At 43.9% G+C, this 26,220-nt stretch carries 23 protein-coding genes; 10 read left to right on the top strand and 13 right to left on the bottom strand.

Going from position 1 to position 26,220, the window contains the following annotated elements:
• Positions 1–415 precede the first annotated feature (415 nt).
• Positions 416–1,450, bottom strand: coding sequence for a DNA polymerase III subunit delta (gene holA, locus EL210_RS13270; protein ID WP_004377792.1), 1,035 nt, complete (start codon positions 1,448–1,450; stop codon positions 416–418).
• A 110-nt stretch (positions 1,451–1,560) separates the two neighbouring features.
• Between holA and EL210_RS13265 the strand changes: the two genes are divergently transcribed.
• Positions 1,561–2,019 carry a type I restriction enzyme HsdR N-terminal domain-containing protein gene (locus EL210_RS13265; RefSeq protein WP_004377791.1) on the top strand — a complete coding sequence of 153 codons (459 nt, stop codon included), beginning with the start codon at positions 1,561–1,563 and terminating at the stop codon, positions 2,017–2,019.
• Between the two features lie 613 nt (positions 2,020–2,632).
• Here EL210_RS13265 and nrdG read toward each other — a convergent pair.
• Positions 2,633–3,142: an anaerobic ribonucleoside-triphosphate reductase activating protein gene (gene nrdG / locus EL210_RS13260; RefSeq protein ID WP_025879755.1), complete on the bottom strand. Its 510-nt coding sequence runs from the start codon at positions 3,140–3,142 to the stop codon at positions 2,633–2,635.
• Between the two features lie 65 nt (positions 3,143–3,207).
• A complete protein-coding gene (locus EL210_RS13255) occupies positions 3,208–5,430 on the bottom strand; it encodes an anaerobic ribonucleoside triphosphate reductase (RefSeq protein ID WP_018921010.1) in 2,223 nt (740 codons plus the stop codon).
• 612 nt (positions 5,431–6,042) lie between these two features.
• On the opposite strand from EL210_RS13255, the gene yfcE reads away from it, so the two are divergent.
• On the top strand, positions 6,043–6,582 hold the full coding sequence (yfcE, locus tag EL210_RS13250; protein WP_025879754.1) for a phosphodiesterase: 540 nt from the start codon (positions 6,043–6,045) through the stop codon (positions 6,580–6,582).
• A gap of 41 nt (positions 6,583–6,623) precedes the next feature.
• Here yfcE and EL210_RS13245 read toward each other — a convergent pair whose 3' ends face one another.
• From EL210_RS13245 to EL210_RS13215, 7 genes are all read right to left on the bottom strand, one after another.
• Positions 6,624–7,709: an AAA family ATPase gene (locus EL210_RS13245; protein WP_004375575.1), complete on the bottom strand. Its 1,086-nt coding sequence runs from the start codon at positions 7,707–7,709 to the stop codon at positions 6,624–6,626.
• Positions 7,710–7,770: 61 nt separating this feature from the next.
• Positions 7,771–8,241 (bottom strand): helix-turn-helix domain-containing protein, encoded by a 471-nt coding sequence (locus EL210_RS13240; protein WP_004375577.1) that lies wholly within the window; start codon positions 8,239–8,241, stop codon positions 7,771–7,773.
• Positions 8,242–8,425: 184 nt separating this feature from the next.
• Entirely contained in the window at positions 8,426–9,262 is an 837-nt protein-coding gene (locus EL210_RS13235) for a zinc ribbon domain-containing protein (RefSeq protein WP_004375578.1), read from the bottom strand.
• 5 nt (positions 9,263–9,267) lie between these two features.
• Positions 9,268–10,056: a Nif3-like dinuclear metal center hexameric protein gene (locus EL210_RS13230; protein WP_004375580.1), complete on the bottom strand. Its 789-nt coding sequence runs from the start codon at positions 10,054–10,056 to the stop codon at positions 9,268–9,270.
• A gap of 78 nt (positions 10,057–10,134) precedes the next feature.
• Positions 10,135–11,004: a DNA/RNA non-specific endonuclease gene (locus EL210_RS13225; protein WP_018921013.1), complete on the bottom strand. Its 870-nt coding sequence runs from the start codon at positions 11,002–11,004 to the stop codon at positions 10,135–10,137.
• Positions 11,001–11,792: an ABC transporter permease gene (locus EL210_RS13220; RefSeq protein WP_018921014.1), complete on the bottom strand. Its 792-nt coding sequence runs from the start codon at positions 11,790–11,792 to the stop codon at positions 11,001–11,003. Before EL210_RS13220 ends, EL210_RS13225 begins: the two co-directional genes overlap by 4 nt.
• 16 nt (positions 11,793–11,808) lie before the next feature.
• A complete protein-coding gene (locus EL210_RS13215) occupies positions 11,809–12,414 on the bottom strand; it encodes an ABC transporter ATP-binding protein/permease (protein WP_018921015.1) in 606 nt (201 codons plus the stop codon).
• Between the two features lie 671 nt (positions 12,415–13,085).
• Between EL210_RS13215 and EL210_RS13210 the strand changes: the two genes are divergently transcribed.
• The 4 genes from EL210_RS13210 to EL210_RS13195 all read left to right on the top strand — a co-directional run bounded on the left by EL210_RS13210 (position 13,086) and on the right by EL210_RS13195 (position 16,681).
• Positions 13,086–14,114 (top strand): agmatine deiminase family protein, encoded by a 1,029-nt coding sequence (locus tag EL210_RS13210; protein ID WP_018921017.1) that lies wholly within the window; start codon positions 13,086–13,088, stop codon positions 14,112–14,114.
• Positions 14,111–14,998 carry a carbon-nitrogen hydrolase gene (locus EL210_RS13205; RefSeq protein ID WP_004375588.1) on the top strand — a complete coding sequence of 296 codons (888 nt, stop codon included), beginning with the start codon at positions 14,111–14,113 and terminating at the stop codon, positions 14,996–14,998. The genes EL210_RS13210 and EL210_RS13205 overlap by 4 nt, the downstream gene beginning before the upstream one ends.
• A gap of 27 nt (positions 14,999–15,025) precedes the next feature.
• Complete coding sequence (locus EL210_RS13880; protein WP_232000378.1) at positions 15,026–15,646, top strand: hypothetical protein; 621 nt, start codon at positions 15,026–15,028, stop codon at positions 15,644–15,646.
• A gap of 513 nt (positions 15,647–16,159) precedes the next feature.
• Entirely contained in the window at positions 16,160–16,681 is a 522-nt protein-coding gene (locus tag EL210_RS13195; RefSeq protein ID WP_018921020.1) for a hypothetical protein, read from the top strand.
• A 56-nt stretch (positions 16,682–16,737) separates the two neighbouring features.
• Here EL210_RS13195 and EL210_RS13190 read toward each other — a convergent pair whose 3' ends face one another.
• Genes EL210_RS13190 through EL210_RS13180 form a run of 3 tightly spaced genes read right to left on the bottom strand, consistent with a single transcriptional unit; the run spans position 16,738 to position 21,793 of the window.
• Complete coding sequence (locus EL210_RS13190; protein ID WP_018921021.1) at positions 16,738–18,024, bottom strand: MFS transporter; 1,287 nt, start codon at positions 18,022–18,024, stop codon at positions 16,738–16,740.
• A gap of 2 nt (positions 18,025–18,026) precedes the next feature.
• Complete coding sequence (locus EL210_RS13185; protein ID WP_081620297.1) at positions 18,027–19,370, bottom strand: SpoIID/LytB domain-containing protein; 1,344 nt, start codon at positions 19,368–19,370, stop codon at positions 18,027–18,029.
• Between the two features lie 2 nt (positions 19,371–19,372).
• Positions 19,373–21,793, bottom strand: coding sequence for a DUF4922 domain-containing protein (locus EL210_RS13180; protein WP_025879752.1), 2,421 nt, complete (start codon positions 21,791–21,793; stop codon positions 19,373–19,375).
• A gap of 668 nt (positions 21,794–22,461) precedes the next feature.
• On the opposite strand from EL210_RS13180, the gene rlmN reads away from it, so the two are divergent.
• From rlmN to EL210_RS13160, 4 genes are read left to right on the top strand one after another with little or no spacing between them, the layout of a single operon-like run.
• On the top strand, positions 22,462–23,508 hold the full coding sequence (gene rlmN, locus EL210_RS13175) for a 23S rRNA (adenine(2503)-C(2))-methyltransferase RlmN (RefSeq protein WP_018921023.1): 1,047 nt from the start codon (positions 22,462–22,464) through the stop codon (positions 23,506–23,508).
• On the top strand, positions 23,498–24,115 hold the full coding sequence (locus tag EL210_RS13170) for a DUF4837 family protein (RefSeq protein WP_018921024.1): 618 nt from the start codon (positions 23,498–23,500) through the stop codon (positions 24,113–24,115). The genes rlmN and EL210_RS13170 overlap by 11 nt, the downstream gene beginning before the upstream one ends.
• Complete coding sequence (locus tag EL210_RS13165; RefSeq protein ID WP_018921025.1) at positions 24,105–25,190, top strand: PdxA family dehydrogenase; 1,086 nt, start codon at positions 24,105–24,107, stop codon at positions 25,188–25,190. The genes EL210_RS13170 and EL210_RS13165 overlap by 11 nt, the downstream gene beginning before the upstream one ends.
• Complete coding sequence (locus tag EL210_RS13160; protein ID WP_018921026.1) at positions 25,183–26,175, top strand: lysylphosphatidylglycerol synthase transmembrane domain-containing protein; 993 nt, start codon at positions 25,183–25,185, stop codon at positions 26,173–26,175. Before EL210_RS13165 ends, EL210_RS13160 begins: the two co-directional genes overlap by 8 nt.
• Positions 26,176–26,220: the final 45 nt, after the last annotated feature.

Genomic DNA, 26,220 nt, shown 5'->3' with positions numbered 1-26,220 from the left:
ACTGAATATCAAAGCTATTATGTTAAATTATAATATGAAACATATATATGCATATAAGAATTGATATCTAAATATATACATTTACATATTGCAACTAAAAACAAGAATATATTTATACAAACACAAATATAATATTTATATACATAAATACATGGTGCCGCCGTTGTAATTTAGTATCGTAAAGTTTATTATTATAAACGCAAATAAAAGTTAACTCTAAATTCAAGGGGGCTTAAATTGGCTAAAAACGCCATAGCTCGCGTATTCTGAACGAGGGGTTTATATTTTGAAAATACGCGAGTTTTAGAGGGGGTAAAAACAGGTTAAAATGCTTATTTATAATGATTTAAGCCTAAAAAAAGCACCCTTCAAGAGTGCTCGTTTTAGAGAAAAAAGAGGTAGAAAAAGGGTGTTTTTAGTGCAAAATGAAGAAAATCAGCTCCTTCATTAACTCTCCCGGAGGTGTATTTGGGTTATCAAGACCTTTACTTTTGGCATCTATTTCTCTTATTTTAGAAATTATCTGCATCGTTTTCATTCCCGAGTAGTTTCGCATCCCTGTAAGATAGTCTCTGGCAGCCCACCCATTTCTCAATTCCAGGAACTCCGCAACAGCATTTTCATTGTTTTTATTTGGCGAATAAAATGCTATCATCAGATTTTCGAAATAAGAAAAGAGCATTGGGAGAAATGAAAACAACGATCCTGCTTTGGGATTGTTGTCAAAATATTTTATAATTAAATTCGCCTTATAAATATCCCTCTGAACGATTGCATTTCGTAGTTCAAAAGCATTGAAATCTTTACTGACTCCTATTTCCTTTTCAACCACATCAGGGGTTACCCTCCTGTCAGATGCAGGCAAAGAAATCAAGACCTTATCAAGTTCAGAAGTCAATCTGTTCAAGTCAGCTCCCACATGATCGGCAATCATCTGGGCAGCTTTCTGTTCTACTGTGGCTTGATGCTGCCGCAAATAAGTTTCAATAAATCCAGGCAATTCGCGCTCATAAAGTTTCTTACTCTCAAAAATCACAGCGCCACCTGCCTGTGCAGCTGGAATAATCTTCTTTCTTTTATCAATACTTCCATTCTTATGACAAAAGACAAGAACCGTGGAAGGAACTGGATTTTTGAAATATTTTTCCAAAGGTTCCGTACCTTTCAAGTTCTGTGATTCTTTCACTATCACAACCCGTTTCTCGGCCATCATTGGAAAAGCCTTGGCAGAATCCACGATTTGTGAGGCCGAAACATCAGAGCCAAACACTATAGTTTGATTGAAATCACGCTCTTCCGGCTTCAGCACATTATCTGCAATATAATCTGAAATCTTATCAATGTAATAGGATTCTTCACCCATCAATATATATATAGGTGAAAAATTGCGTGCTTTCAAGTCACGCATTATCGTTTCATACGATGTTCCTGTATTTTTCTTTTCAGGCATCCCGATATTTTATTTTTATTGTTTATCTTTGCAAAAAACAGGCAATAGAGGCTTGTAATTATAAGAAAGCCCTTATCTACAGCCCGTTCTTTCTCTGCAAAAATAATAAAATGATTCCATTAAACCTACCCGATTACGAAATAAAGTTATCCGGCACTCCCACAAAGCCAACGATTTTCGATATTTTACGCCGTAAGTATGTGGCTCTCACTCCAGAAGAATGGGTGCGTCAACACTTTGTACATTTTTTGATTAATCACAAAGGTTACCCCGCAACTCTTTTGGCAAACGAGGTGAAACTTAAGATTGGCGACAAGCATCTTCGTGCAGACACCGTACTCTATTCACGTGAACTGAAACCGCGTATCATCATTGAATACAAGGCACCCCATATTGCCATTACACAGAAAGTGTTTGACCAAATCACGGTCTACAATATGCTACTCCACGTAGACTATCTCATTGTGTCTAACGGTCTCCAACACTATTGCTGCAAAATGGATTATAACTATCAAAAATATTTATATTTAGAGGACATCCCAAACTATCAAGAAATTCAACAAATTTGATTGGAAATCAACCTCTAAACAGGTAATTTTTCAAGACAATCTGCTTCTACCGAAAACGAAATTCAGACACAATGATACCACAAAAAGAAAACTTTCTTTCAATCACAACCTTTAGGTAAACCGTCATCCTCCTACAAACGCAGCAACAAGGCGTATCTATTTTCGACAACTCCTATAAGGAAACGAATTATATGTTAATTTTCTTCAACTAATTTTACAATAGCTCTCATCAGATTTGCGTATTTGAAACAAAACTCTTCCTCACTCCAAATTCGCTCAAATTTCAGGCATTTAGCAAACTATTGAAAATCAGTACGTTATGAATTTCAAGCTGATATTCGCAGTAAAATCACGACAAAAAGTATTGCAATCTGTATGGAGTTACAGCGTAATCTGCATCATTTCATCGCGTATTCTGACGCAAAAAAGCGTGTAATTTGCATCAAATTACAATGCATTACACGCCATATTGTATGCTAAAATCAATTCAATCATGAGGTAACTCCCCTATTTCTGCTTCTTTATTTCTACAGAAGGAGATACTTAGAAGTGTTAAAAACAGGCTATAATATTTACAAAAAGCAGAGTTACTTGGCCGTTATTCTCCTGCTTTTCACATGCCGAGTTCCAACGGGCGATAATCCAACAGCACGGTCATGCCCTCTTCCAACGAGCGCTTTACATCAATCAGACGCTGATTGCTGCTGCCTCTGAAAATCAAATCAGTATCTTTCTGTGCCTCTATAAAAGGACCATCAACCAACACATCAACGTATTGAAGCAATTCACGCTGTGCCGGGCTCTTCAACAATGTTTCGAAAACAAAGCCACTATAACACCATATCGTTTTCTTCGTCTGATACTTGATAGCCTTTGCCAAGGCCAGGAAACCTTCAGGTTGGAACATTGGATCCCCCCCCGTGAAAGTCACATTGGCAAAAGGATCCTTAGTGATTTCCTGCATAATTTCGGCAGTTTCCATCATCGTTCCATTCTTAATATCCCACGACTGCGGGTTATGACAACCTGGGCAGCCATTCGGACAGCCTGCACAATAAATGGATGTGCGAAATCCCGGGCCGTCAACCATCGTGTCGTGCACTATTTTCAAAACACTTATCATAGCCATTTTCCAAACAAAAATACAGCAAAATCCCCTCCCTTCAGACAAGGGAGGGGATATCATTCTTACTTACAAGCACCATCAACATGCGTCACGCGATCGTTCAATTCGGCTAATTTTCCTTGGTTCCAACGGTCTGTTGTCCCCACTAAATAGCCTGTGATGCGCTGCAACCTATCTATATGTTGGCTGCCACACTTAGGGCAGACATCGAGCTTGGCATCCGAATTTTCATAGCCACAATCCATACAACGGTTGCGATTATGGTTCACACTGCCATATCCAATGTTGTATTTATCCATCATATCTACTACGTTAGCAATGACCTCCGGATTATGCGTTGCATCGCCATCAATCTCTACATAGAAGATATGTCCGCCACGTGTAAGGTCATGATAAGGTGCTTCCACCTGTGCCTTATGCAGTGCCGAGCACTTATAATATACCGGAACGTGGTTTGAATTAGTATAATATTCGCGGTCGGTCACACCTTCTATCTCACCGAAACGCTTGCGGTCGAACTTTGTGAAACGTCCCGACAGTCCTTCAGCCGGCGTTGCCAACACACTGTAATTATGCTGATAACGCTCCGAGAAATCGTTAACACGGTCACGCATATACGTTACAATCCTCAAACCTAAAGCCTGCGCTTCTTCGCTTTCACCATGATGCTTGCCTATCAAAGCCTTCAAACATTCGGCCAGACCAATGAAACCGATACCGAGAGTGCCTTGATTAAGCACACTTTCAATCGTATCTGAAGGCTGAAGCTTATCGCAATCAATCCACAACTTCGTCATCAACAGCGGGAATTGCTTGGCAAAAGCAGTCTTCTGGAACTGGAAACGGTCGTCCAACTGCTTAGCTGTTATCTCCAATATATTGTCGAGTTTGGCGAAGAAAGCATTGATACGCTCTTCCTTATCAGCGATTTGCATGCACTCAATAGCTAACTTAACGATGTTGATTGTCGTAAAACTAAGGTTACCACGAGCCACACTTGTCTTTGGACCGAAACGGTTTTCAAAAACGCGAGTGCGGCATCCCATTGTCGCAACTTCCCACAGATAGCGCTTCGGATCGTCAGCTTTCCAATTGCTGTTCCAGTTGAACGTGGCATCAAGATTTAAGAAATTCGGGAAGAAACGGCGTGCAGTTACCTTGCAGGCCAACTGATAAAGATCATAGTTCCGGTCTTCAGGAAGATAGCTTACACCACGTTTTTTCTTCCATATCTGTATCGGGAAAATAGCCGTTTCACCATTACCGACACCCTCATACGTTGATTTCAGCAGTTCACGCATGATGCAACGCCCCTCTGCCGAGGTATCCGTTCCATAGTTGATTGACGAGAAAACCACTTGATTTCCACCCCTACTGTGAATGGTATTCATGTTGTGAATGAAGGCTTCCATAGCTTGATGCACGCGGTTCACGGTCTTGTTCATAGCGTGCTGACAAAGTCTTTCGTCGCCTTCAAGCCCATCAAGGTCTTTCAGAATAAAGTCATCAAACTCCTTATGATACAGTGAAGCAAGATCACGTCCCGTCAGTTTCTCCAAGTTTTTCACCTCTTCTATATATGAACTGCGCACATAGGGAGCCAAATAGAAGTCAAACGCAGGGATAGCCTGACCGCCGTGCATTTCATTCTGGCAAGTTTCTAAAGAGATACAAGCCAATACTGCCGCCGTTTCTATACGCTTGGCAGGTCGCGAAGAGCCGTGTCCGGCCACGAAACCATGCTCCAGAATATGATCCAACGGATGCTGAACGCAAGTCAGACTCTTTGTCGGATAATAGTCTTTGTCGTGAATATGAATGTAATTATGTGCCACAGCATCACGCACATCTTCAGACAACAGATAATCATCCACAAAGGGTTTCGTTGTTTCCGAAGCAAACTTCATCATCATTCCGGCCGGAGTGTCTGCATTCATATTGGCATTTTCGCGTGTCACATCATTATTCTTGATGTTCACAATCTCCATAAACACGTCACGGGTCTTGGCTTTTCGTGCGATGCTTCGCTGATTGCGATAGGCAATATACTTCTGTGCTACATCCTTTCGAGCACTCTTCATGAGCTCCATTTCAACGGAATCCTGAATTTTCTCCACGGTCATCTGACTCTTGCCATGAATGCAAATGTGGTCTGTAATCTTCTGTACGAGTGCGTCATCCTCACCCTTTTCGGTGTGCATCATGGCCTTTCGGATGGCTGCCATGATTTTCTGTTCGTTGAAACCGACTATTCGTCCGTCTCTTTTTACTACGGTCTGTATCATTATTTTATAGGTGAATATGGTTTGAAATTCATTTGCAAAGATAGCATATAAATATATAAGTTAATCGTTTTGGACAACTTTTTGCGTGTTAATAAATGTCAAGTTGTTAGTTATCAATATATTACAAAAATTTTTGGAAAACTTTGAAAACAACATGATTTGTTTTTGTTTTCAAAACAGAAAACATTTAATCAATATGTAATACGTAAAACATTATCATTTAATTGATTTACAATCCACATACCTCATCCAACAAATCAGTCTGAAATTTGTATCAACCTGCATCTCAACACATTACGAACAGCCTTGCAATATAAGGCGAATTACATGCTGATTTGACGCAGATCAGCGTGTCATTTGATGCAAGTTAGCGTGTCATTTGACGCAAGTTAGCGTGTCACTTGACGCAGATGACGGGCTAAAATAACACAAACTACATCTTCAACACCCCTCATAGAAGTCCATTCTAACTGATAAAAACAATCCGTTTTCCATGTGCATTATGCTTATTACACATTTATTCGCCTCCAAAACTTGCGTATTCCAGAGAAAATTCCGAATATTGCATTGGAATTCATCCATAACAAAATACATTCAAACGAAGCTGAAAACATGAAATATCTATTGGTATCCGACATTCACGGTTCACTGCCGGCATTAGAGAAAATGCTTGATTTCTATCATCAACAACATTGCGACATGATGTGCATCATGGGCGACATATTGAACTATGGCCCACGAAACGGACTGCCGGAGGGCCTGAACCCCAAGGCCATTGCTGAAAAACTGAATGCCATTGCCGATGAGATTGTGGCCGTAAGAGGTAACTGTGACTCTGAAGTCGACCAGATGTTGCTCTCCTTTCCTATCCTGCAAGACTACATGCTTCTGGTAGATGAGGGTAAGAAACTATTGCTTACGCATGGTCATATATATAATAAGGTGAACCGCCCCAAAGGTAGTTTTGATGCAATCATCTATGGACACACCCATCTTTGGGAGCTTGAGAGGACAGAAAACACCGTTATTTGCAACACAGGGTCGGTCACATTTCCTAAAGGAGGCAATCCTCCGACGCTTGGAATATACGAAAATGGAACCATAAAAATATTCCATCTCAATGGCAATCTCTTGAAAGAAATCAGCCTTTAAGATGGAACATCCCTAACATTTTTACTTTGAAAGTGCTGTTCTTAGCCTTTCAAAGCAATATTGTAATTATAATATTGCTGCACACCCGTAATGTCTTTTACCACTTTAATAAAAGGAGGGAAGTTCACAGACTCCTTTTCTGCAATGCCTTTTGTTTCCAAAATCATCAGTCCGCTGACAGGCTTTTGAAAGTTATCCAATTCAAAATACTGCCCTTTCCAAATGAAACTCTTGCGCGTTTTCTGTATCTTTTGACGATAAGGATCAGCTTGCTGCAACAGCGATGTATAGAGGTTCTTGCTTATCTGACGCTCTGTTTCAAGCTGTTCTGTGTCAGAAATATTCTTTTTTGTCGTATGCACATAGACGTATTTGCCCTGCCAACCACGACGACGCAAGCGCACTTCGCACCCCGGTTCAGCCACTAAATAGGTCTGGGTGATTTCACTTTCAATACAGTTTGGTATCTCACCGGTCAGTTCTACAATGTATTTTCGCTCTTCAACGATTGGTTGTGGAATACCCAGAACATTCGAAATCTCCTTCAATACACGATGAAGCTTGTTATTAAAGTCCTCATGATTGTTGATAACTCGCAAGTGCGGATGTCCCGTCCAGGCTTCAATCACCTTCTTATCAAGCACACGGGCCAACTCCAAACCCTCTGTACGCTGTTTGTTATTGCTGGTAATATAGAACTTTTCTGCACCATCTGCAGCCGAAACCAAATGTAAGACCGCATCATAACGGTGGTCGCGAAGTTCGCTCGTACTCGTCCCCACATCTTTCGTTATAGCGTTCCACATCTCGGAACTCATATAGGCAGAGATATCCATTGCGCCACGATCACAGATGATCACAGCCGGTTCTTCACACTGTTCAGCCATTCGTTGGAACTTATCCTCAAGCGCCAACTGTACTTCCAACGTAGCCTTTTCGCCTTCATAAAAAAGTTTTTTATTCGTCGTCAGATAGTCCATACCCGACTGACTGAACATTGTCGGCACCTCTGGAATGGTAAAAACCTTATAGCCAAGGCTCGAAAAGTGTTCAATAACCTTAACCAAAGCCGTTGTTTTCCCTGCACAAGGGCCGCCCGTGAGAACTATTTTCTTAACTGTTTTCATCTGTTTCGTTGTGTACAATCAAGACACAAAGTTAAGCTAAAAATCCCACTTAAACAAATTTTCAGGCTGTTTTACGCGAACGATTGCGTGTAGTTTTCGGCTTAGCCAATTCAGGATGACTATCCATATAATTCTGACGATACTGTCTGGGAGTCATATTCTTGAAACGGAAGAAAGCACCATAGAAGCTCTGTCGATTGGAAAAGCCAACCATTTCTCCGATATCTTCAATGCGAAATTTAAGATATCGCGTATCAACAAGCATTGACATGGCTTCATTTACACGCTGTGCGTTAACCAATCCACAATAGTTTGTGTGGAAACGTTCGGCACATACAGCCGAAACATAACGCACATTAGTTCCCAAATCATCAGCTAATTGCTTTGCACTGTAGTCTTTATCCCTATACTTCTGCTCGATTATAATCTTTTGATTAATTCTCTCTTGCAGGTCATCTTTTACCTCTGAACTCATCAGAACGCGATAAACGGCCGACCGTTCACGCTTTTCTGTAATGTTATACTTAGGCATTGTTCGCTATTTTTTTATTGATTATTGTTATTCCTATATACAATCTACAGATTGTCTACCAATCACTTTCCTTTTTATGGGCTGCAAATTTAATAAGAAAAAAAGGAAAATGAGCAGACAAAATATAAAAAAAACTGAAAGATTGTCAATCTTTCAGTTTCCTGTTTCCATTACAGTTGCTGCCTCATTCTGCAGTTTCTGTCTCTTCTTTCTTCTTGCGAATTGTTCGTTTTGCACGCTTCGGCTTCTCCTCTGCAGCAGACTTTTCTGTCTTTACACCAGCCAATTCCGGGTCAATCATAATGCGACCGCAGTACTCACAAACGATGATTTTCTTATGCATCTTTATGTCTAACTGGCGCTGTGGAGGGATTTTGTTAAAGCAACCACCACAAGCATCACGCTGAACATAAACAATTCCAAGTCCATTACGGGCATTCTTGCGAATTCGTTTGAAGCTTGTCAGCAGGCGAGGCTCTATCTTTGTCTCGAGTTCCTTAGCCTTTGCTTTCAGCTTATCCTCTTCTTCGCGGGTCTCTTGCATAATCTCATCCAGTTCATCTCGCTTCTCATTGAGATCTTCTTCACGTTCACTGATACTCTGTTGTGTACTTTCAAGATCGCGTTTACACTCCTCTATCTTAATCGCTGCCTCTTTAATCTTCTTGTTACAAAGCTCTATTTCCAGCGACTGGAACTCGATTTCTTTCGTCAAAGTATCATACTCACGATTGTTCTTCACATCGTTAAGCTGGCTCTTATAGCGCTCTACACTGGCCTCAGCATCAGTAATCTCGTGCTTTTTCTGGGCAACAGCATCCTGAAACTCTGCGATTTCGTTCTGAATCTTCTCTACGCGGATGTGCAAACCTTCAAGTTCATCTTCCAAATCTTGAACCTCCAAAGGAAGTTCTCCACGCAATGCTTTCTTCTCATCAATGCTACTCAATGTTGTCTGCAGCTGATAGAGGGTCTTCAACTTCTCCTCAACTGACAAATCTGTAGGATCTTTCTTTGCCATAATTCTTATAAATAAATGATGGGATTAGTGTTCAATTCCGTGAGATAACAACTCACACCAGCACACCGTTCCTCTATGATTGATTTAAAAATTTCATTCGTAAACTGTTCACTCTGATAGTGACCAATGACTGCAATCTGTATTTCCTGGTCGTGACCAAAGTACTCATGATAGTGCATTTCGCCCGTAATAAAAGCATCTGCACCTGCAGCTATGGCATCATCAAGCAGGAACGATCCCGCCCCACCACAGACTGCAACCCTCCGAATGGGCCTACGCAGCAGCTGATTGCACTGCACACACTCCACATCGAAACATTTTTTGAGCAACAATACAAGGTCATCGGCTGCCAATTCTCCCATGAATTCGCCCACAACTCCTTCGCCTCCTTCAACCCCGTCAACGACAGTCTGCTTACCAAAGAAATGCAGATTGTGCAGTCCGAGCTTTTCAGCTATCTTGAAGTTCACGCCACCTCGTGCACTGTCTATATTCGTATGCATAGACACAATAGCGACATGTTGCTCAATAGCCTTACGCACTGTCACCTGCACTTCATTCTCATCGGCAATCCTATTCAACTTACGAAAAATGAGCGGATGGTGAGAAACGATGAGATTACAGCCTTTTGCAACCGCCTCATCAACGATTTTCGGGGTCACGTCAAGACACAATAAAGCCCCTGAGACTTCCGCTTCTGTCAATCCAATCTGTAGGCCAGCATTGTCATAGTCAGCCTGCAGAGGCAGAGGCGCGAACTGTTCAAGGGCACCAATTACTTCCTTTATCTTCATGCGATGCATAAAATGAGACTACAAAGATAGCCATTTTATTACATGATGTAAGGTCAATCGCCTATTGTTTAACGTTTTTTACCAGTCAGCAAGGTTTGCTTCAGCCTCCACTTTCGCTTCAAGTGCATCTTCAAGTGCAGGAAAGAAGTCGAAACCTGTAATGCGTTCTATCGCATCAATGCTATTCACATAGTCGCCTTTCGGTCGGTTTCCTGCCTCATTTTTATAGATGAAGCCTATCGCCTTGGGTGTTCCTTCCATGCAAAGCACCACTTTAAAGAATGCTTCCGGCACCACAACCTTAGCCTTACCGATAGTTTTGTGCTTCTGATTGTAAAGAATTGGGCCTGCCACGATATAGATACGGCCATACTGTTTAGCCCACTTGCGACACTGATTTTCCATTTCATTCCAGTCACCTGCATTCAGATTGCGGTTCTGCGGACATATATTCGTCATGAGAAATGACTGTTGTTGCGCCGTCTTATCCCACTTATTGTCGCCCGAAGGACACATATGACCACGATCATAGCCACTCCTACTGTAGTCAAACGTGTTTACTTTCACGCCTTCTGCCTCGTTGTCTTCCTGAAATTCAATGCCTTTGCGCTTGTAAGGGCCGGTAGTATGCGACTCCGTCAGCTGCCAGGCAACCCAATTTGGAATATGCGTTTCGGGATTATACGACACCACATAGCCCACTCTCCGCAACAACTGTTGTGGAATATCCTTAGGAACCAGCTGTGTCAGCAACCGATCATCGCCTGCAGGGGCCTTGTACTTGATGTTCTTTCTGACAGTGGTTTCAGTGTCGTTCACTGCGCATGCTTCGACCGTCTGCCGTATACTGCCGATCAAAGGCTTGTGCCCTCCCTTGGCAAAGTCACATCCTAACGCCCCAAAGAGCAACGTCAGAAAAGCTAAATCAAGCAGAAAAGTCTTCTTCATGCTTCTGCCTTGTTTACCATTTCCTGTGATTTCAGCTTGCCATATTCATCGAATGCGTAGCGTTTGGCAAGCATCAGAGTCAGCAACAAGGCTAAAGGCGAGGCTGCCAACACCATTGCAAACGTCAGCAACTGCATCAGAACAGCCGAATAGACATCGCTTCCTGCCAGCAACATTGCCCACATCACCATTGGTGTTACACCTATTATTATATAAGCCATGCGCCCCAATGACGGTATCATGCTACGTTCCAAAGCCCGTTTCACGAAATATCTTACAGCCTGATTATGGCTTGCCCCATTGCCCAGAAGATAGTAGAAAAGAGCGTTATGATTTCTCAAACCCGCATAATAGGTTTCAAGTGCCTTGCAATTGCTCTCCATAATGCCACCAAGAATGAAGCCCGTCACGGGAATAAGATAGCGTGCATCAAAGGGATTTTCGGTCGAAAAAGCAGCCAGAACCACAAGAACACCGATGCCGAATGTCACGACAAGCGTAGAAATGAAAGCCGGAATGAAATAGCTTTTCATGGTCAAGCGTGCCCTGTTCACCGTCACCACCGAAGTCAGCAAGGCCAACAACACCACCCAAAGGATATTGAGTGCGATGTTGTTCATGCGGAAAACAAACTCCAACATGATGCCAGTCAAAGCCAAATAACCCACGACTTTAGCCAAAGCCAAGGCAAACTTGCGCTGCAGATTGAGCTTATAGAAATAAATCAGATATACCGGGACACACAGCAGTATCACGAGGATACAGATACCCATAAAACCAATATTCATTGCTTGTTCTATTTAATCATTGCGGTTCGAGCAGCGACTTGTCGCACTGCCCCTTTACTTCTTCATCGTCAGTAGCTATCACAATCAGTCCGCCAGAAGCCGTGTACTGCCGTAGATAGCCCATCATTTCAGGCGTCATAGCCCCGGGAAGCAGGTCGATAATCATGTGATTACACCCTCTCATCACGGCTACAACCATCATCATTTGCTGCAAAATATCCTGCCCTACGTGCTCAACAAGCGCATTCCACAGGCCATCCGCTATGCCCACCTTGCGCCATTCGCTTTCAATAGTGCCTTTTGTCAAGTCTTTATCGACCGTCATCATTGCCTGCATAGTCTCGCTAACCGTTTTGAAAGGCAACCGTAAATCGCGCGGCACGAAGGCTGTATGACTTCGATAATAAGCTGCCGAACGCTCGTCGATTACATCACCATCAACCGACATAAAGCCCGACTTGAGAGGTTGTAACCCTAAAAGAGTATGGACAATCGCCTGCCGTTTGTCGCTGCGCCAAGCATAGATACAGAGCATTTCGCCCGCATCAACCACTAAGTTAATGTCGGCAGCCGTCGCGGGATGCTCCACTCCGTTTAGGGTTCCGTTCTTGATTTCCAGCATTTCCGTTGCTTTTTATAAGGCAAAGTTACGGTTTTTTATCCTAAATGCAATATCAATCAATATAATTTTAGCAAGGAGTGACCGTAAACAACGCCATAAGTATTATGCTTTCTTGATGGATATTCGGACATCGAAAAATAAATAAAAATAATCAAAAAACATGACAACAAGAGTTATTCTGCATGGTTCTGTTTTTCTATTAACTGCAAATTATCTTCCCAAATGAATGCTTTTGTCCTGTCATTCGTATCATTTCGCCCTTCAATCTAAGGCATATTGCTGTGCATTTTGCGTCACTTCAGCATATAACTTGACGCATATGACACGCTGATTTGACGCATATTGCAAACCATTCTGCAAGGCATAACAAAAAAGGGAAAACCACATTGCGGTCTTCCCCTACGGCAAAGGTAATCAATTTTCTAAGCAAATGCAAATCAACTGTCATTTAAGTTTACAATCAAAGCGTTCATTCCGGCTTTCCAAAGCTATGAAAACCGCATTCGAAACGCCCTGAAAAGCTTCACGATGCACCCTGAATGAAGCGTGCGCTACTCTCATTTCTCACAAAAATATTCACCTTTCTATTCTTCAAACTCACAACAATTGGAAAAAAACAACTAATTTTGTAACCAGCAAACGATTATATATTGAACTATCACTCCTACGATATGGCAAACAAAGACTTTGTACTTCCGGCTGAATGGGCACCGCAACGAGGCATTCAACTCACGTGGCCCCATGCTCAAACCGACTGGCTTCCCTATCTCGAAGACATTACAAAGACATTCATTGAAATGGCGAAAGTCATCACAACGGATGAGCAACTTCTCATCGTTACGCCTGAACCCGACAAGGTGAAAGCCCTGCTTGAGCAGCAACTTTCAAGCAGTCAACATGCCAATATCCGCTATTTCGCGATAGATACCAACGACACTTGGGCACGCGACCACGGCGCTGTCACGCTTTCGAACGGTTCTGAATTACGCATGCTTGACTTCAAATTCAATGGCTGGGGAGAGAAATTCAACTGGCAGAAAGACAATGCCATCACACGCAACATGGCTCAAATGGGAGCCTTTGACGGCACCATAGAAGACCACACCGACTTCGTTTTAGAGGGTGGAAGCATTGAAAGTGACGGTAAAGGCACCATTTTCACCACCACATGCTGCCTTTTGGCACCTCACAGAAACCAACCCATGACGCGTGAAGACATTGAGAGAAAGCTGCTCGAAACACTGCATGCAGAGCGCATTGTATGGCTTGAACACGGTCAACTCCTTGGCGATGACACCGACGGACATATTGACACGACCGTGAGATTGGCGCCCAATGACACCTTATTATATATATACAGCGACGAAGAAGATGTGCATTTCGCTGACTTCCAAGCTTTGGAAGACCAGCTGAAAACACTGCGCACGCTTGAGGGGAAGCCCTATCATCTGCTGCGATTGCCTTTTCCTGAGCCGATATACGACAATAAAGAGCGGCTTCCTGCAACCTATGCCAACTTCGTTATCCTCAATCATCACGTGCTCTGTCCTACGTATGCACAACCCGAAAGAGACCGTTTAGCTATGCAACAACTGCAGAAAGCCTTCCCCGACCGCAAGGTTATAGGCATTGATGCACGCACGGTTATCCGTCAGCACGGCTCACTTCATTGTCTCACTATGCAATATCCAAAGTTATGAAAGAAATAAAAATAGGTTTTCTCCAGCAACATAATGTTGCTGATCCTGCTGTGAACATTCAACGCTTGGCAAAGGGAATAGCCGACTTAGCTGCCCGTGGAGCACAGCTCATTGTGTTGCAGGAACTTCACAATTCGCTTTACTTCTGCCAGGTGGAAGACGTCAACAACTTCGATTTTGCAGAGCCGATACCAGGGCCTTCAACGGGTTTCTATGGTGAATTGGCCAAGCAATACGGAGTGGTTATCGTCACTTCGCTGTTTGAAAAGCGTGCCCCGGGACTCTATCACAATACGGCTGTAGTGATAGAAAAAGACGGAACGATAGCCGGGAAGTATCGGAAAATGCACATTCCTGATGACCCTGCATACTACGAAAAGTTTTATTTCACGCCCGGAGATCTTGGTTTTCATCCCATCGACACAAGCATAGGGCGACTCGGAGTGTTGGTATGTTGGGACCAATGGTATCCCGAAGCAGCCCGCTTAATGGCGCTGCAAGGGGCCGAAATCCTTATCTATCCCACGGCCATTGGCTATGAAAGCAGCGATACGCCCGATGAACAGGAGCGACAACGTGAGGCATGGACGACCGTAATGCGTGGACATGCAGTGGCCAACGGACTACCTGTCATTGCCGTTAATCGCGTTGGTCATGAGCCTGATCCAAGCGGACAAACGCGAGGAATTGAGTTCTGGGGCAGCAGCTTTGCTGTCGGACCGCAGGGCGAAATCCATTACAGAGCCAGCAATAATGAAGAAGAAAGCATCGTGATAGAAGTTGACATGCACCACAGTGAGCAAGTACGCAGGTGGTGGCCATTCCTCCGTGACCGCCGCATTGACAGCTATCAGGACATCACTAAGCGCTATATCGACGAGTAAAATAGCTGTAAAGTTATGTACAAACCATTGAAACATCATCGCATTCTCGGTGAACATCGCCCACAAAAATCGTCAATCGTCGGTGCCTGGATAGTCGCTTTACTCTTCATTTTCCTTGGTCTCATGACCTTTTATACCATGATGACGTTTGACGATTATGACTTATCAGCACGCATTTACTTGGGGTTGCTGGCCTTAGCCTTTATTATTGGCAGTATGGGTTATGTGATAAACCAAGTAGTTTCGAAGCTGTTCATCACACCAGAAGCCGTGATTCGTGTTAGCATTTTCGGCAAAACAATCCTTCCAATGGCTGAGATTGACTGCTATGAAGATGAGAAAAACCGAATCACTCTGCATGCAACGAGGTTGTCAAAGTTTATTATTATATCCAATGATTACGATGGTTTTGCGAGCATAGAAGCATGGGCTCATTCGCAATTTCAAAACAAAGATATCATTGATGAAAAGCAAGAGACGGAAGAAATGCTATCAGATTTGCACTATGGAGCAAGTGAAGAAGATATCAGAAATAAGGCAAACAAGCTCAAGAAAATAATCTATCCACTCAATTGCCGCACTTTTGCCCCTCGTTGCAATCATTGTCTACAACAAAAGCCATGGATTGGCGAAATTTTATGTCAGTAAAACAGACCCTCATCCATCGCTATTGTCGATAGGAAGTGTTTGTTCTTTAGGCCTGTTATATAGTGCTTGGCGAGAGAATCTCCTTCATATTCCTTCTCAATTCTGGTTGATTGTCATCGTGGTTACACTCGTCCTGACTTATCTTTGCACACGAAATGAGCACATAACGCCAACGTATGGGCAGCGCGATTTGCTTCTTTTCATTGGAGTAATACTAATCGGTTGCTTTGTTTATAGCTATAGTACGCTCATATTTTGCAATATAACTTTCGACCCATCTAAGCCAAAGTATTTTGATTCGAGCATTAAAGATAAGTCGAGTACAACAGGAAAAGGGCATCGATATTACTTAAAACTCGCTCCATGGAATGACTTAAAAGAAGATGAAAGGGTATATATCTCCCACAAACTTTACAATAAATTACAAATCGGGGCGCCTGTAAAGATTGAGCAATATGAGGGGTGTCTCGGCGTCAACTATTATTATCCAATACTTGATTAAAGCCCAACGACATGAACAAATACTTGTTGTTACTCTATTCCTTGCTTTGTCTTGCTTTTCAAGGACAATGTGCAAATGTCGGAAAGACTGGTTTTCGAGAAGAGATACCACGCTGGGACGTTTGGCAAAGACTGACATTGAAAGGTCAGTTATATGGCAAAAAGACTTATCAAATAAGGTATGTCAGAGATACGAATGATGAGTTTCGACGCGGATATATCCATTTCTCAAGTGGTAAGACAAGGTTTGCAACTATCAAATTACCGCTTGCCGACTTTGAATGTAAGAACTTCTGTGTAGACAGTCTCATGCAAACCAAGCGTGGTTTCATGTTGCTTATCAGTTGGGGAGGAGGCAAATATTTCTACAATATGAAATATATCTTTCGCTATCGGCAAGGTTCTTTCTTCCTCGATAAAATCATCACACGACTTTTTCAGCCAGAAGAAGATGAGGAAAAGACCACATATAAGCGCATGAAAAAGCCTTTTAAAATGCAAGGAATGATAGCTCTGCCCGAACTTCTGAAATGAAAACATCTAATATAAAAGGCCTGCAGACATCACCGTTTGCAAGCCTTTTCCTTGTTTTATAATTCTTCTTCTACTTCTTTCTTACCGAAGTTCGGGTCGATTTTCAGGAAGGAGGCAACGGCGAACGGCAGCAAACAGCTGATCATCACAATGATAAAGAACATCCGATAGCCTACCGCCTGGGCCAAAGCACCGGCAAACAAGCCCGGCAACATCATCGAAAGGGCCATGAACCCCGTGCAAAGTGCATAATGAGATGTCTTGTGCTGACCTTGAGAAAAGTATATCATGAAGAGCATATATGCACTGAAACCAAAGCCATAACCAAAGTTCTCAAGACATACGCACACGTTGATTGCAATCAAGCTTTCAGGCATTGCATAAGCTAAATACACGTAAGCAACATTGGGAATTGTTATTGCACAGGTCATAGGCCATAGCCACTTCTTCAGTCCATCACGGCTCGCCAGCATCCCACCGATAACACCTCCTACCAACAAACCTATCACTCCGACAGTTCCATTGACCAATCCGAACTCCTGAGGTGACAGCCCTAATCCGCCTTTACTTGGCAAGGCTTGCAGGAAAAGCTGTGAAACGGGAGTCAACAATGCCTCTGGAAGTCGGAAAAGAAGCAAGAAAGGAATAGCCACAAGCACTTGTTTCTTGGAGAAGAATGTAACGAAAGTCATCACAAACTCCATCAGAATATCCTCTGCACCCCGCTTCTTTACATGGTCAGCATCCTCTTTCGGGTGTGGAAGAACATAGTTATGATAGAGATAGAAAGCGATGAAAAGCCCTGTCAGTCCATAGAAAATAAGACTCCATGAGAATTTAATCTGATAACGGAACACCACTTGAAGCACACCGGCAAGCATGATAAGAACTCCTTTCCCGACTATCATTGAAAGGCGATAGAACGTACTTCGAATGCCCACAAAGAACGCTTGGTCGTGTTGGTCAAGTCCCATCATGTAGAAACCATCAGCAGCTACGTCGTGAGTTGCACTTGAAAAGGCCATCATCCAAAAGAAACAAATTGTTCCTTGCAGCCACCATGAAGCCTGAATGGTAAAGGCAACGCCCGCAAAAGCAGCGCCAAGAAGCAGTTGCATGGCTGTAATCCACCAGCGTTTTGTCTTATACAACTCGAGAAAAGGACTCCAGAAAGGCTTTATCACCCATGGTAAATAGAGCCAAGAGGTATAGAATGTCACTTCTGCATCACTCAACCCAAGCTGCATATAGATTTCGATGGCCAGCACTGTCACGGCAATATAAGGCAGCCCTTCAGCGAAATAAAGTGAAGGAACCCATGTCCAAGGTCTTGAATTCTTCATGTCTAATGATAGATTTGTTCGATAGTTGCACCTTTATAATAATGCAACAGGATTTCATTATAATTGTAACCACGCTCTCCCATGACGGCTGCGCCAATCTGACAAAGCCCTACACCATGCCCCCAACCGGCTCCAATGAGGACAAACCGCTGCGGAATTCCCTGCTCATTGCGGTCAAGTGCATCGACCACAAAAGCCGAACTGTAGAGATGAGTCTTGCTCAAAGCACGGCGAATCTCCAGTTCCTTGCCAATGACAAGCGTCTTTCTGTCACCTATTATCTTAAGCTTTGAAAGTCTTCCACTCGTTCCACGCTCCACAGGAATAAGGTCAATGATATGCCCAAAGTCTATTTCAAGCTTCTCGGTTATCAGCATCTGAAGCTGCTCCTGCGTGTATTCCACGCGCCAACGGTAGAAGTCTGACGTCTCCTGGTCATAGTTGTTGAGCACTTGTGAAAGCACTTTTACATCGTGTGTATTGCAGAAACTCTCCGGATTTGAGCGTATCCAACGGTCTGCATCAGCCTCAACATTCAACTGAAGTGACTCATTATGCGGCGCATCACGTAGGGCAACGAGATAAGGTTTGCGCAAGTTCTCCCAGCAATATTGGAACTCTTCAGTCTCACCTCCACAGCATTTAGAGAACCTTGCATCGCAGATTTCACCGTCATACAGCAGCACCTGCCCCTTGGTTTGCCTGATAGCCTCTGCCACCTGTGGGCTTGTTTCTTTCGTTATTCCTTGATAACGCTGGCAATGATCATCGGCACAGACATCGAAAAGCGTATGATCTTCGCGGTCATACCAGCGGATAAGTTCTCCTTCAGTAGGCATTTCAGACGACATGGACTTGCTTTTTCCATGATTATCCTTGCGGTTTTGCATCTGCACCAACAGCCAACTACGCGATATCACAGCATGAGCCTTGAGCAGTTCGAGGCTCGAAGTAGCACTCATTTCACTTGAGATAACACTCTCCAAATAGCTTTCAACCGGCAATTCATTGACAGCACACACCTTATCTTCATTGACTATGAACTTCAATCTGCCAAGAAAAGTCTGTGTTTCCTTACGCTCCCAATGAAAGTTTACACCTATAGTGACATCGAAAAGTGAGAAAGAAGCATCGCTTTGTTGTGGTATGAAAGTCAGCTCTTGATAGCATTTTCCTTTCCAATGTATACTTTTTTCAGCAAAAGCAACCGTTTGTTCGCCCTCTGCAAGCCCCCCCTCTACAAGATAAGGCGCATCAAGACGAAACCTAATCTGACTTCCACTGACAATGCCTACCGACACATCCGGCTGTGTATCTACCTGCATATGATTATCTTTCAAGACCATTTTCAGTTGTTTTCTTTTATGCGTTCAACCACCGCCTGCATTGTCTTTTCAGTGACACCACACTCTTTCAGGATGGTTTCAGCCTGCGTTTCGGTCAGTTTATTGAAGTCTTCTTCACGCGGAACAATCAGCAATCCCGACATATCCAAGGCCCCGGGACTTACCAACAACTGTTTTTCGCCCTCGTCAAAATAGCAATCCGGGCGATGCTTTTCACGCGGAATAACCACTGAAATATACTGTCTGCCTTCACGCCAAGCCACGATATTCATCATCGGCTCGGTCTCTCCGTCACGTAACGGCAAGCACTTATACACAAGATGAAAGAGCTTTTCGTCGCTCTCGGCACTCGTACTGCGAATGACAAGCGCTGGAACCACGAAGTCACGAAGCAGACAAACATCGTTATCTTCATTCAATGTGACTATCGGCTCAAGGCTTTTTTGCATGCGTTTCCATTCACGTTGCAAGGGCACAAGCCCACTTTCACCCGCTTGCAGATGCTGATGATCGGGAGCACTCGCCCCACATTTCGGCCCATTATAGAACACCATGAGCGCTTTATACCTTGAAAGCAGCTTATGAACCTCACCATAATGCGACAGAATAGCCTGTGGCTCATGGCGCAAAGCAGGAATAGTGAAGTGGATAGGAAGGATAGGGAACGGATTAACAAGCAGACAGAAGTCATCATCAAGCCTTTCCGTCAGCTGTTCTTTCGGCCGATTTGATGCACAAAGAAAGCAAGGACGCTGTGCCAATGTGTGTGCATCAATCTTCGCTCCAGTGCTTACCATGCGTGCCGGATTATACTGCACGCGCAATATGCCTAATTGTTTTGTCTTCACATCCCGCAGGTCTTGATAGCGTTTTCGGGCATCCTCCCACTGTTTCAACTGTTGATTGAAAAAGCGTTTCAAGTCGTCATCGTCACCAAGAGAAGCCTTTTTGCTCACCAACTGACGGCGTGCCTTCAACTCTATCGTGCGCAAACGGTCCTTATAAAGATTGTTGGCATTCACCTTTTCAATGCTCAATGCAGCATCGCTGTTGCCTCCCCACCGCCTGCAAAGATAGAGTTCATCGTATATTCTGCCTATACGATAGCGGCGACTGAAAGCCAATCCCAACGCATAATCCTCGCCATAACTGGTGTTAGGGAAATGAATTTCACGCAGAAGTGGCGTAAAGAATGCGCGTGGAGCACCCAAACCATTAATGCGTAAGGCATTGTTGCAACCGTTATCTTCGGTCCATTCACGATGTTCTATCATTCCCGGAGGCAGTGTCTTGAGTTCAAAATCACACATACGATAGGCACCTATAATCATTGCTGCATGCTGTTCATGGAACGCATCAACGATTTTCTGCAGCGTATGTGGGGAAGAATAGAGATCATCGCTATCCAACTGAACGGTAAAACGGCCACACCTTGCATCGTCAACAGCTACATTCCAGCAGCCGCCAATCCCCAAATCAGTGCGTTCAGGCTCAATAACTATGAGGCGTTCGCAAGCCAACTCGCGCAGGATATCGCCTGTATGGTCACTGCTGTGATTATTGACAACAATCACATTATACTTGAAATCGGCCTCTTGTTGCAATGCACTTTTCACGGCATCGGCTATCGTTCGCTCGCGATTATACACTGGAATGACGACAGAGGCCTCGCAATTGAAAGGCTCACGGTTAAAGTTTGGCGCTTCATAATCATGCGTATCAATGCGTGCACCAACGGCTTCGAGATGCAAAGTAACAGCCTTTTCCATTTCGATCTGCACCTCGCGGTTGCGCGGATTGACGTAATCGAACTGGCGTTCACCGCTCTTTCGCGTATCAGACTCCTCTGTTGTATAGAGATATTCATTGATATGGAAGAGTTTCCCCTTGCGACTGAGGAACAGACGCAGGTCGTAAAGTCCGGCAAAAGCAAACTGATGACCGCCCTCTTTACCGCAAGTTGCAGCATATTCATGCAACAGATCGGCACGAATGAACAGCAAGGAACCGAAATCAAAATCGTCACGCAGACTCCCCATCTGATAGTCTATGACTGGATGTTGCTCGCGTTTCCCGTCAACAACCGCATGATAATCGCTATAAACCAAGGCCGCATGGGTATCTGTGGCCACACGAAGCAGGCGGTCAAGTGCATGCTGGCCTAACACAAGAGGCGTTGATTTGAGCGCAAGAAGCACATAGTCGGCCTCTGCATTTTCACTGACTTTGCGCATGGTGTCGGTCGAAAGCAAATTGTCAACAACGATAGTCGTGCAGTCATCAGCCCGCTCCGCGACCTTGAAATCCGAGTCCACGAGTAAGTTTATCTGTCGGATTGTCTTACTCTTCCGCAACATCTCGATGGTCTCTTTCAGGTCGTTGGGATTGCTGCAAGGCAGAAAACAGTCTATTTTTCCAATCATAAAAATGTGTTTAACGCGTGTTGAGGCACTGTTGCAACCGCCGGATTGCCCCTTGGCATGTCAGCAACGACACCATATTTCCTGCAAAGATAGCAAATAAAATCGAATTACATGCTGCTGAAACACGATTTTTCCACAGGCTCTTTAATGTCGCTCTAAAAGTAAAGATATTTCATTATCCATTTGCATTTGCCTCAAAAAATGATTATCTTTGCCGTAGGGAAGACCGCAATTTGGTTTTCCCTTTTTTGTTACTCCTTCCAAGAAGGCATTCAATATGCGTCAAATCAGTGTGTAATATGCGTCAAATCGCAAGATAAAATGACGCAAAACACACTGCAATATGCCTTAGATGGCAAGACGAAATGATGCAAATGACATGACTGAAGCATTCATGTGAGAAGACAATTTGCTGTTTATGGAAAAACAGAACCATGCGGAACAATTCTTATTGTCATGTTTTTTGATTATTTTTCAAAATCTTTTTTGCTGCTTTCCAATATCAAATTACAGCCCTGTGAGCCTATACCTAAGTCGCAATTTGCAAGGGCTTAAAGACTGTCTGAAAACAAACCACACTCCTTACCCCTGCATTCCACGCTCTCTCCACAAATCAAAAAAACAATACAAAGCGTGAAACATTCAACATTATTTATTATCTTTGCAGTATGATTTCTTCGAAGAAAGCACTTTTAGGCATGACCTTGAACGAGCTCAAGGAAGCCTGCAAGCAATTGGGAATGCCTGCCTTTACGGGCGGACAGATTGCAAAATGGCTATATACGCATCACGTGAAGCACATTGACGAGATGACAAATATATCCAAAACTAACCGTGCAAAATTAGAAGAAGCCTACACTATAGGTTGTGCAGAAGCTTTGGAAGCACAGCATTCCAAGGACGGAACCATCAAATATCTATTCCCCACAGCAAGCGGAAAGTTTGTAGAAACGGTGTATATCCCCGAGAATGACCGCGCCACTCTTTGCGTTTCGTGTCAGGTGGGCTGCAAAATGAACTGTCTTTTCTGTCAAACGGGAAAGCAAGGCTTTGAGGGAAGCCTGACAACTTGTGACATCTTGAACCAGATTTATTCGCTTCCCGAAGTGGATAAACTTACGAATATCGTGTTCATGGGACAGGGGGAGCCGATGGACAACCTTGACAACATTCTGCGAACAACGGAGATTCTCACGGCCGACTACGGCTGGGCATGGAGTCCGAAGCGCATAACGGTAAGCAGTGTCGGCGTTAAGAACAAGCTGAAACGCTTCATTGAAGAGAGCGATTGCCATGTAGCTATCAGTCTTCATTCGCCGATAGCCGAGCAAAGAGCCGAGCTTATGCCGGCCCAAAAGGGCATGAGTATTGCGGAAATCGTGGAACTTCTGCGCAATTATGACTTCTCCCACCAACGTCGTTTGTCGTTTGAATATATCGTCTTCGGAGGCGTAAACGACTCTATGACACATGCCCGTGAGCTTGTAAAACTGTTGAAAGGTCTTGACTGTCGCATCAATCTGATACGCTTCCACCAAATACCTGACGTGCCACTGCATGGTGCCGACGAGAAGAGAATGGAGGAATTGCGCGACTATCTGACATCACATGGCATCTTCACGACTATCCGTGCGAGTCGCGGACAAGATATCTTTGCAGCCTGCGGACTGCTTTCTACGTCGAAGAAAATCGGCGAAATCCGTCATGAGCAATAAGATCATTGTCTTCATGTTGGCTGCAATGCTCGTGTTTTGTGGCTGCAACGGTCGGCGAAAGGGAATGCTCGGACGGCTCAACCACCCGTATGAAGACAATCCCGAGATGCAGGAACGAGTGCGCAAACTGATGGGAATGAGCATTGAATTGCCTGCTGACATGCGGTCGAGCAAACAAGGAAAAGGATTTCTATGGATATCCAACAATGCCACAACAGGCATGAAAAACGTAGCTATCTACAAAGTAACGACTGCCGACACACTGCCACTAAGCGTGGAACGTTTCTGTCAGTTGCACGACAGTGTGATGCAAATCAATATTAAAGGTGAAACCGATTCGATGTTCATCACAACGCTGAAGGCTTCTGTCAAGGGGCATTTCAACCCAAAGAAAAGGCGATGTCGCTATGAAGGACTATGGGAGATGCAGGGCGATGCCATGGGAGGGCTATTCATCTGCAACGTCTATAAGCGCCCTGAAGGAGAAGGACTCATCTTCGCAGAAGGCTTCCTCTATGCGCCCGAAATAAGCAATAAGAAAACTCTGCTCGGTCAGCTTAACGCCATACTGGGCTCTATAAATATAAAGAATAACAATGGAAAATAAGAAAATTCGTGTGGCTATCACACATGGTGATACTAATGGTATCGGATATGAACTCATCTTTAAGGCTTTCTCTGAACCCGAGATGCTGGAGCTTTGCACGCCAATCATCTATGGTTCTCCCAAGATAGCATCTTATCATCGCAAGGCACTTGACATTCAAGGAAACTTCAGTATCATCAATACTGCCGATGAAGCAGTTGAAAACCGCATTAATCTGCTGACATGTTTCGACGATGATGTGAAAGTGGAGATGGGCATAGTGTCGCCTGAAAGCGGTGCTGCTGCATTGAAAGCACTTGATAAAGCCATGACCGATTATCGGGATGATGCCTATGATGTGCTCGTGAATTGTCCGGTGGAAGACAGCAATATTCACATTGAAGGCTACAAATTTACCGGCATCAGCAAGTATATTGAAACTTGTTTAGGCGAAGGAAACAAAGCTTCTACCCTTTATATCAGTGACAACCTGCGGCTGATGGTTGCGGCAGAAAGGGCTTCTGTAAAGGACATTGCAAATGTGTTGACCAAGGATTTAGTAAAAGAAAAGGCTACATTATTATTCAAAACCATTCGCCGCGACTTTAATATTTCCAATCCACGCATTGCTGTTTTATCCTTAAATCCTACGGCACAAGGCAAAGAAGAGCAAGAGATTATCTTGCCTGCAATTAAAGAAATGGAAGAGGACAGCGTGCAGGCATTCGGTCCTTACACTGCTGAAGAATTCTTTGAAAATGGTTATTACGACCAGTTTGACGGCATCTTGGCCCTATATTACGACCAGGGAGTGCCTCCATTAAAAGCCCTTGCTACGGAAAGTGTGGTAAAATTCAATGCCAACCTACCCATTATAGCCACTGAACCCGATTGCCATACTCGCTTTGATATTGCAGGTCAGTGCATAGCCGATGCTTCTTCACTGCGTCATGCCATTTATACAGCCATCGACATCTACCGCAACCGCAAGCGTTATGACGAGCCTTTGCAGAATCCTTTGCCTAAGCTTTACCGCGAAAAGCATGATGATGGGGAGAAAGTTCGCTTCTCTATACCAAAGAAAAAGCATGAATAAGAAGTATCAGAACGGATTTTTCATCTTCGGGATTGTCGTTCTCGGCATCATGATTACACAGCTTGATTTCCACCAAGTGTGGGAAGGGCTGTGTCATGCAGGCTATTGGTTCATTGCCGTTGTCGTGCTTTGGGCCTTTCTCTACATCTTCAACACTTCGGCATGGTATATCATTATCAATTCACAGAAAGCCGACAAAGGACAAAAGAAAATATCCTTTGCATGGCTTTATAAGATTACCGTGTCGGGATTTGCCCTCAACTATGCCACTCCCGGCGGTCTGATGGGGGGCGAACCTTACCGTATCATGTCGCTTTCTCCATACATAGGACCGGAGCGTGCATCGTCATCGGTAATCCTTTATGCCATGACTCACATCTTCAGTCATTTCTGTTTTTGGTTGCTTTCGATAGTTATTTTCATGCTCACACAGCCTATAACGCTGCTCTTAGCAACGCTGCTGGCTGTCACAGGTGCCTTCTGTCTATTAGGAATTTGGTTCTTCATATCGGGCTATCGCAAGGGATTGGCCAACCGAGTGATGAAGTTTCTCGGGCATATTCCTCTCTTGAAGAAGTGGGCACAGCCTTTTGTTGAAAGTCATCGCGAGCAACTTGACACCATAGATCAACAGATAGCAGCTCTTCATAAGCAGAACCCCAAGACCTTTGTTTCGGCAGTTCTGTTGGAATTATCATGTCGCATTTGCTCGGCTTTAGAAATATTTTTCGTGCTATTGGTGCTCATGCCGAATGTTGATTTCTTGCAATGTGTGCTCATTCTTGCCTTTACAAGCCTCTTTGCTAACCTGCTTTTTTTCATTCCTCTGCAGCTTGGAGGACGCGAGGGTGGCTTTCTGATGTCGACAACAGCATTGGGTATATCAGCAAGTGCGGGTATCTTCGTAGCATTGATTGTAAGACTCCGCGAGTTGCTTTGGACGGGAATAGGCCTGCTACTCATCAAGTTTGGCAAACGAAATTAATGGATTGGCGAAACCACTGCACGGTAATCGCTGCCCTAAAAACAT

The organism is Segatella oris, assembly GCF_900637655.1.
Lineage (GTDB): Bacteria > Bacteroidota > Bacteroidia > Bacteroidales > Bacteroidaceae > Prevotella > Prevotella oris.
Note: the sequence above shows the minus strand (reverse complement) of the source record. Positions and strands in the feature narration are given on the sequence as shown.

Coding starts and splice junctions, on each gene's coding strand:
- holA (WP_004377792.1), bottom strand. CDS start 1,450: ATGCCTGAAAAGAAAAATACAGGAACATCGTATGAAACGATAATGCGT.
- EL210_RS13265 (WP_004377791.1), top strand. CDS start 1,561: ATGATTCCATTAAACCTACCCGATTACGAAATAAAGTTATCCGGCACT.
- nrdG (WP_025879755.1), bottom strand. CDS start 3,142: ATGATAAGTGTTTTGAAAATAGTGCACGACACGATGGTTGACGGCCCG.
- EL210_RS13255 (WP_018921010.1), bottom strand. CDS start 5,430: ATGATACAGACCGTAGTAAAAAGAGACGGACGAATAGTCGGTTTCAAC.
- yfcE (WP_025879754.1), top strand. CDS start 6,043: ATGAAATATCTATTGGTATCCGACATTCACGGTTCACTGCCGGCATTA.
- EL210_RS13245 (WP_004375575.1), bottom strand. CDS start 7,709: ATGAAAACAGTTAAGAAAATAGTTCTCACGGGCGGCCCTTGTGCAGGG.
- EL210_RS13240 (WP_004375577.1), bottom strand. CDS start 8,241: ATGCCTAAGTATAACATTACAGAAAAGCGTGAACGGTCGGCCGTTTAT.
- EL210_RS13235 (WP_004375578.1), bottom strand. CDS start 9,262: ATGGCAAAGAAAGATCCTACAGATTTGTCAGTTGAGGAGAAGTTGAAG.
- EL210_RS13230 (WP_004375580.1), bottom strand. CDS start 10,056: ATGAAGATAAAGGAAGTAATTGGTGCCCTTGAACAGTTCGCGCCTCTG.
- EL210_RS13225 (WP_018921013.1), bottom strand. CDS start 11,004: ATGAAGAAGACTTTTCTGCTTGATTTAGCTTTTCTGACGTTGCTCTTT.
- EL210_RS13220 (WP_018921014.1), bottom strand. CDS start 11,792: ATGAATATTGGTTTTATGGGTATCTGTATCCTCGTGATACTGCTGTGT.
- EL210_RS13215 (WP_018921015.1), bottom strand. CDS start 12,414: ATGCTGGAAATCAAGAACGGAACCCTAAACGGAGTGGAGCATCCCGCG.
- EL210_RS13210 (WP_018921017.1), top strand. CDS start 13,086: ATGGCAAACAAAGACTTTGTACTTCCGGCTGAATGGGCACCGCAACGA.
- EL210_RS13205 (WP_004375588.1), top strand. CDS start 14,111: ATGAAAGAAATAAAAATAGGTTTTCTCCAGCAACATAATGTTGCTGAT.
- EL210_RS13195 (WP_018921020.1), top strand. CDS start 16,160: ATGAACAAATACTTGTTGTTACTCTATTCCTTGCTTTGTCTTGCTTTT.
- EL210_RS13190 (WP_018921021.1), bottom strand. CDS start 18,024: ATGAAGAATTCAAGACCTTGGACATGGGTTCCTTCACTTTATTTCGCT.
- EL210_RS13185 (WP_081620297.1), bottom strand. CDS start 19,370: ATGGTCTTGAAAGATAATCATATGCAGGTAGATACACAGCCGGATGTG.
- EL210_RS13180 (WP_025879752.1), bottom strand. CDS start 21,793: ATGATTGGAAAAATAGACTGTTTTCTGCCTTGCAGCAATCCCAACGAC.
- rlmN (WP_018921023.1), top strand. CDS start 22,462: ATGATTTCTTCGAAGAAAGCACTTTTAGGCATGACCTTGAACGAGCTC.
- EL210_RS13170 (WP_018921024.1), top strand. CDS start 23,498: ATGAGCAATAAGATCATTGTCTTCATGTTGGCTGCAATGCTCGTGTTT.
- EL210_RS13165 (WP_018921025.1), top strand. CDS start 24,105: ATGGAAAATAAGAAAATTCGTGTGGCTATCACACATGGTGATACTAAT.
- EL210_RS13160 (WP_018921026.1), top strand. CDS start 25,183: ATGAATAAGAAGTATCAGAACGGATTTTTCATCTTCGGGATTGTCGTT.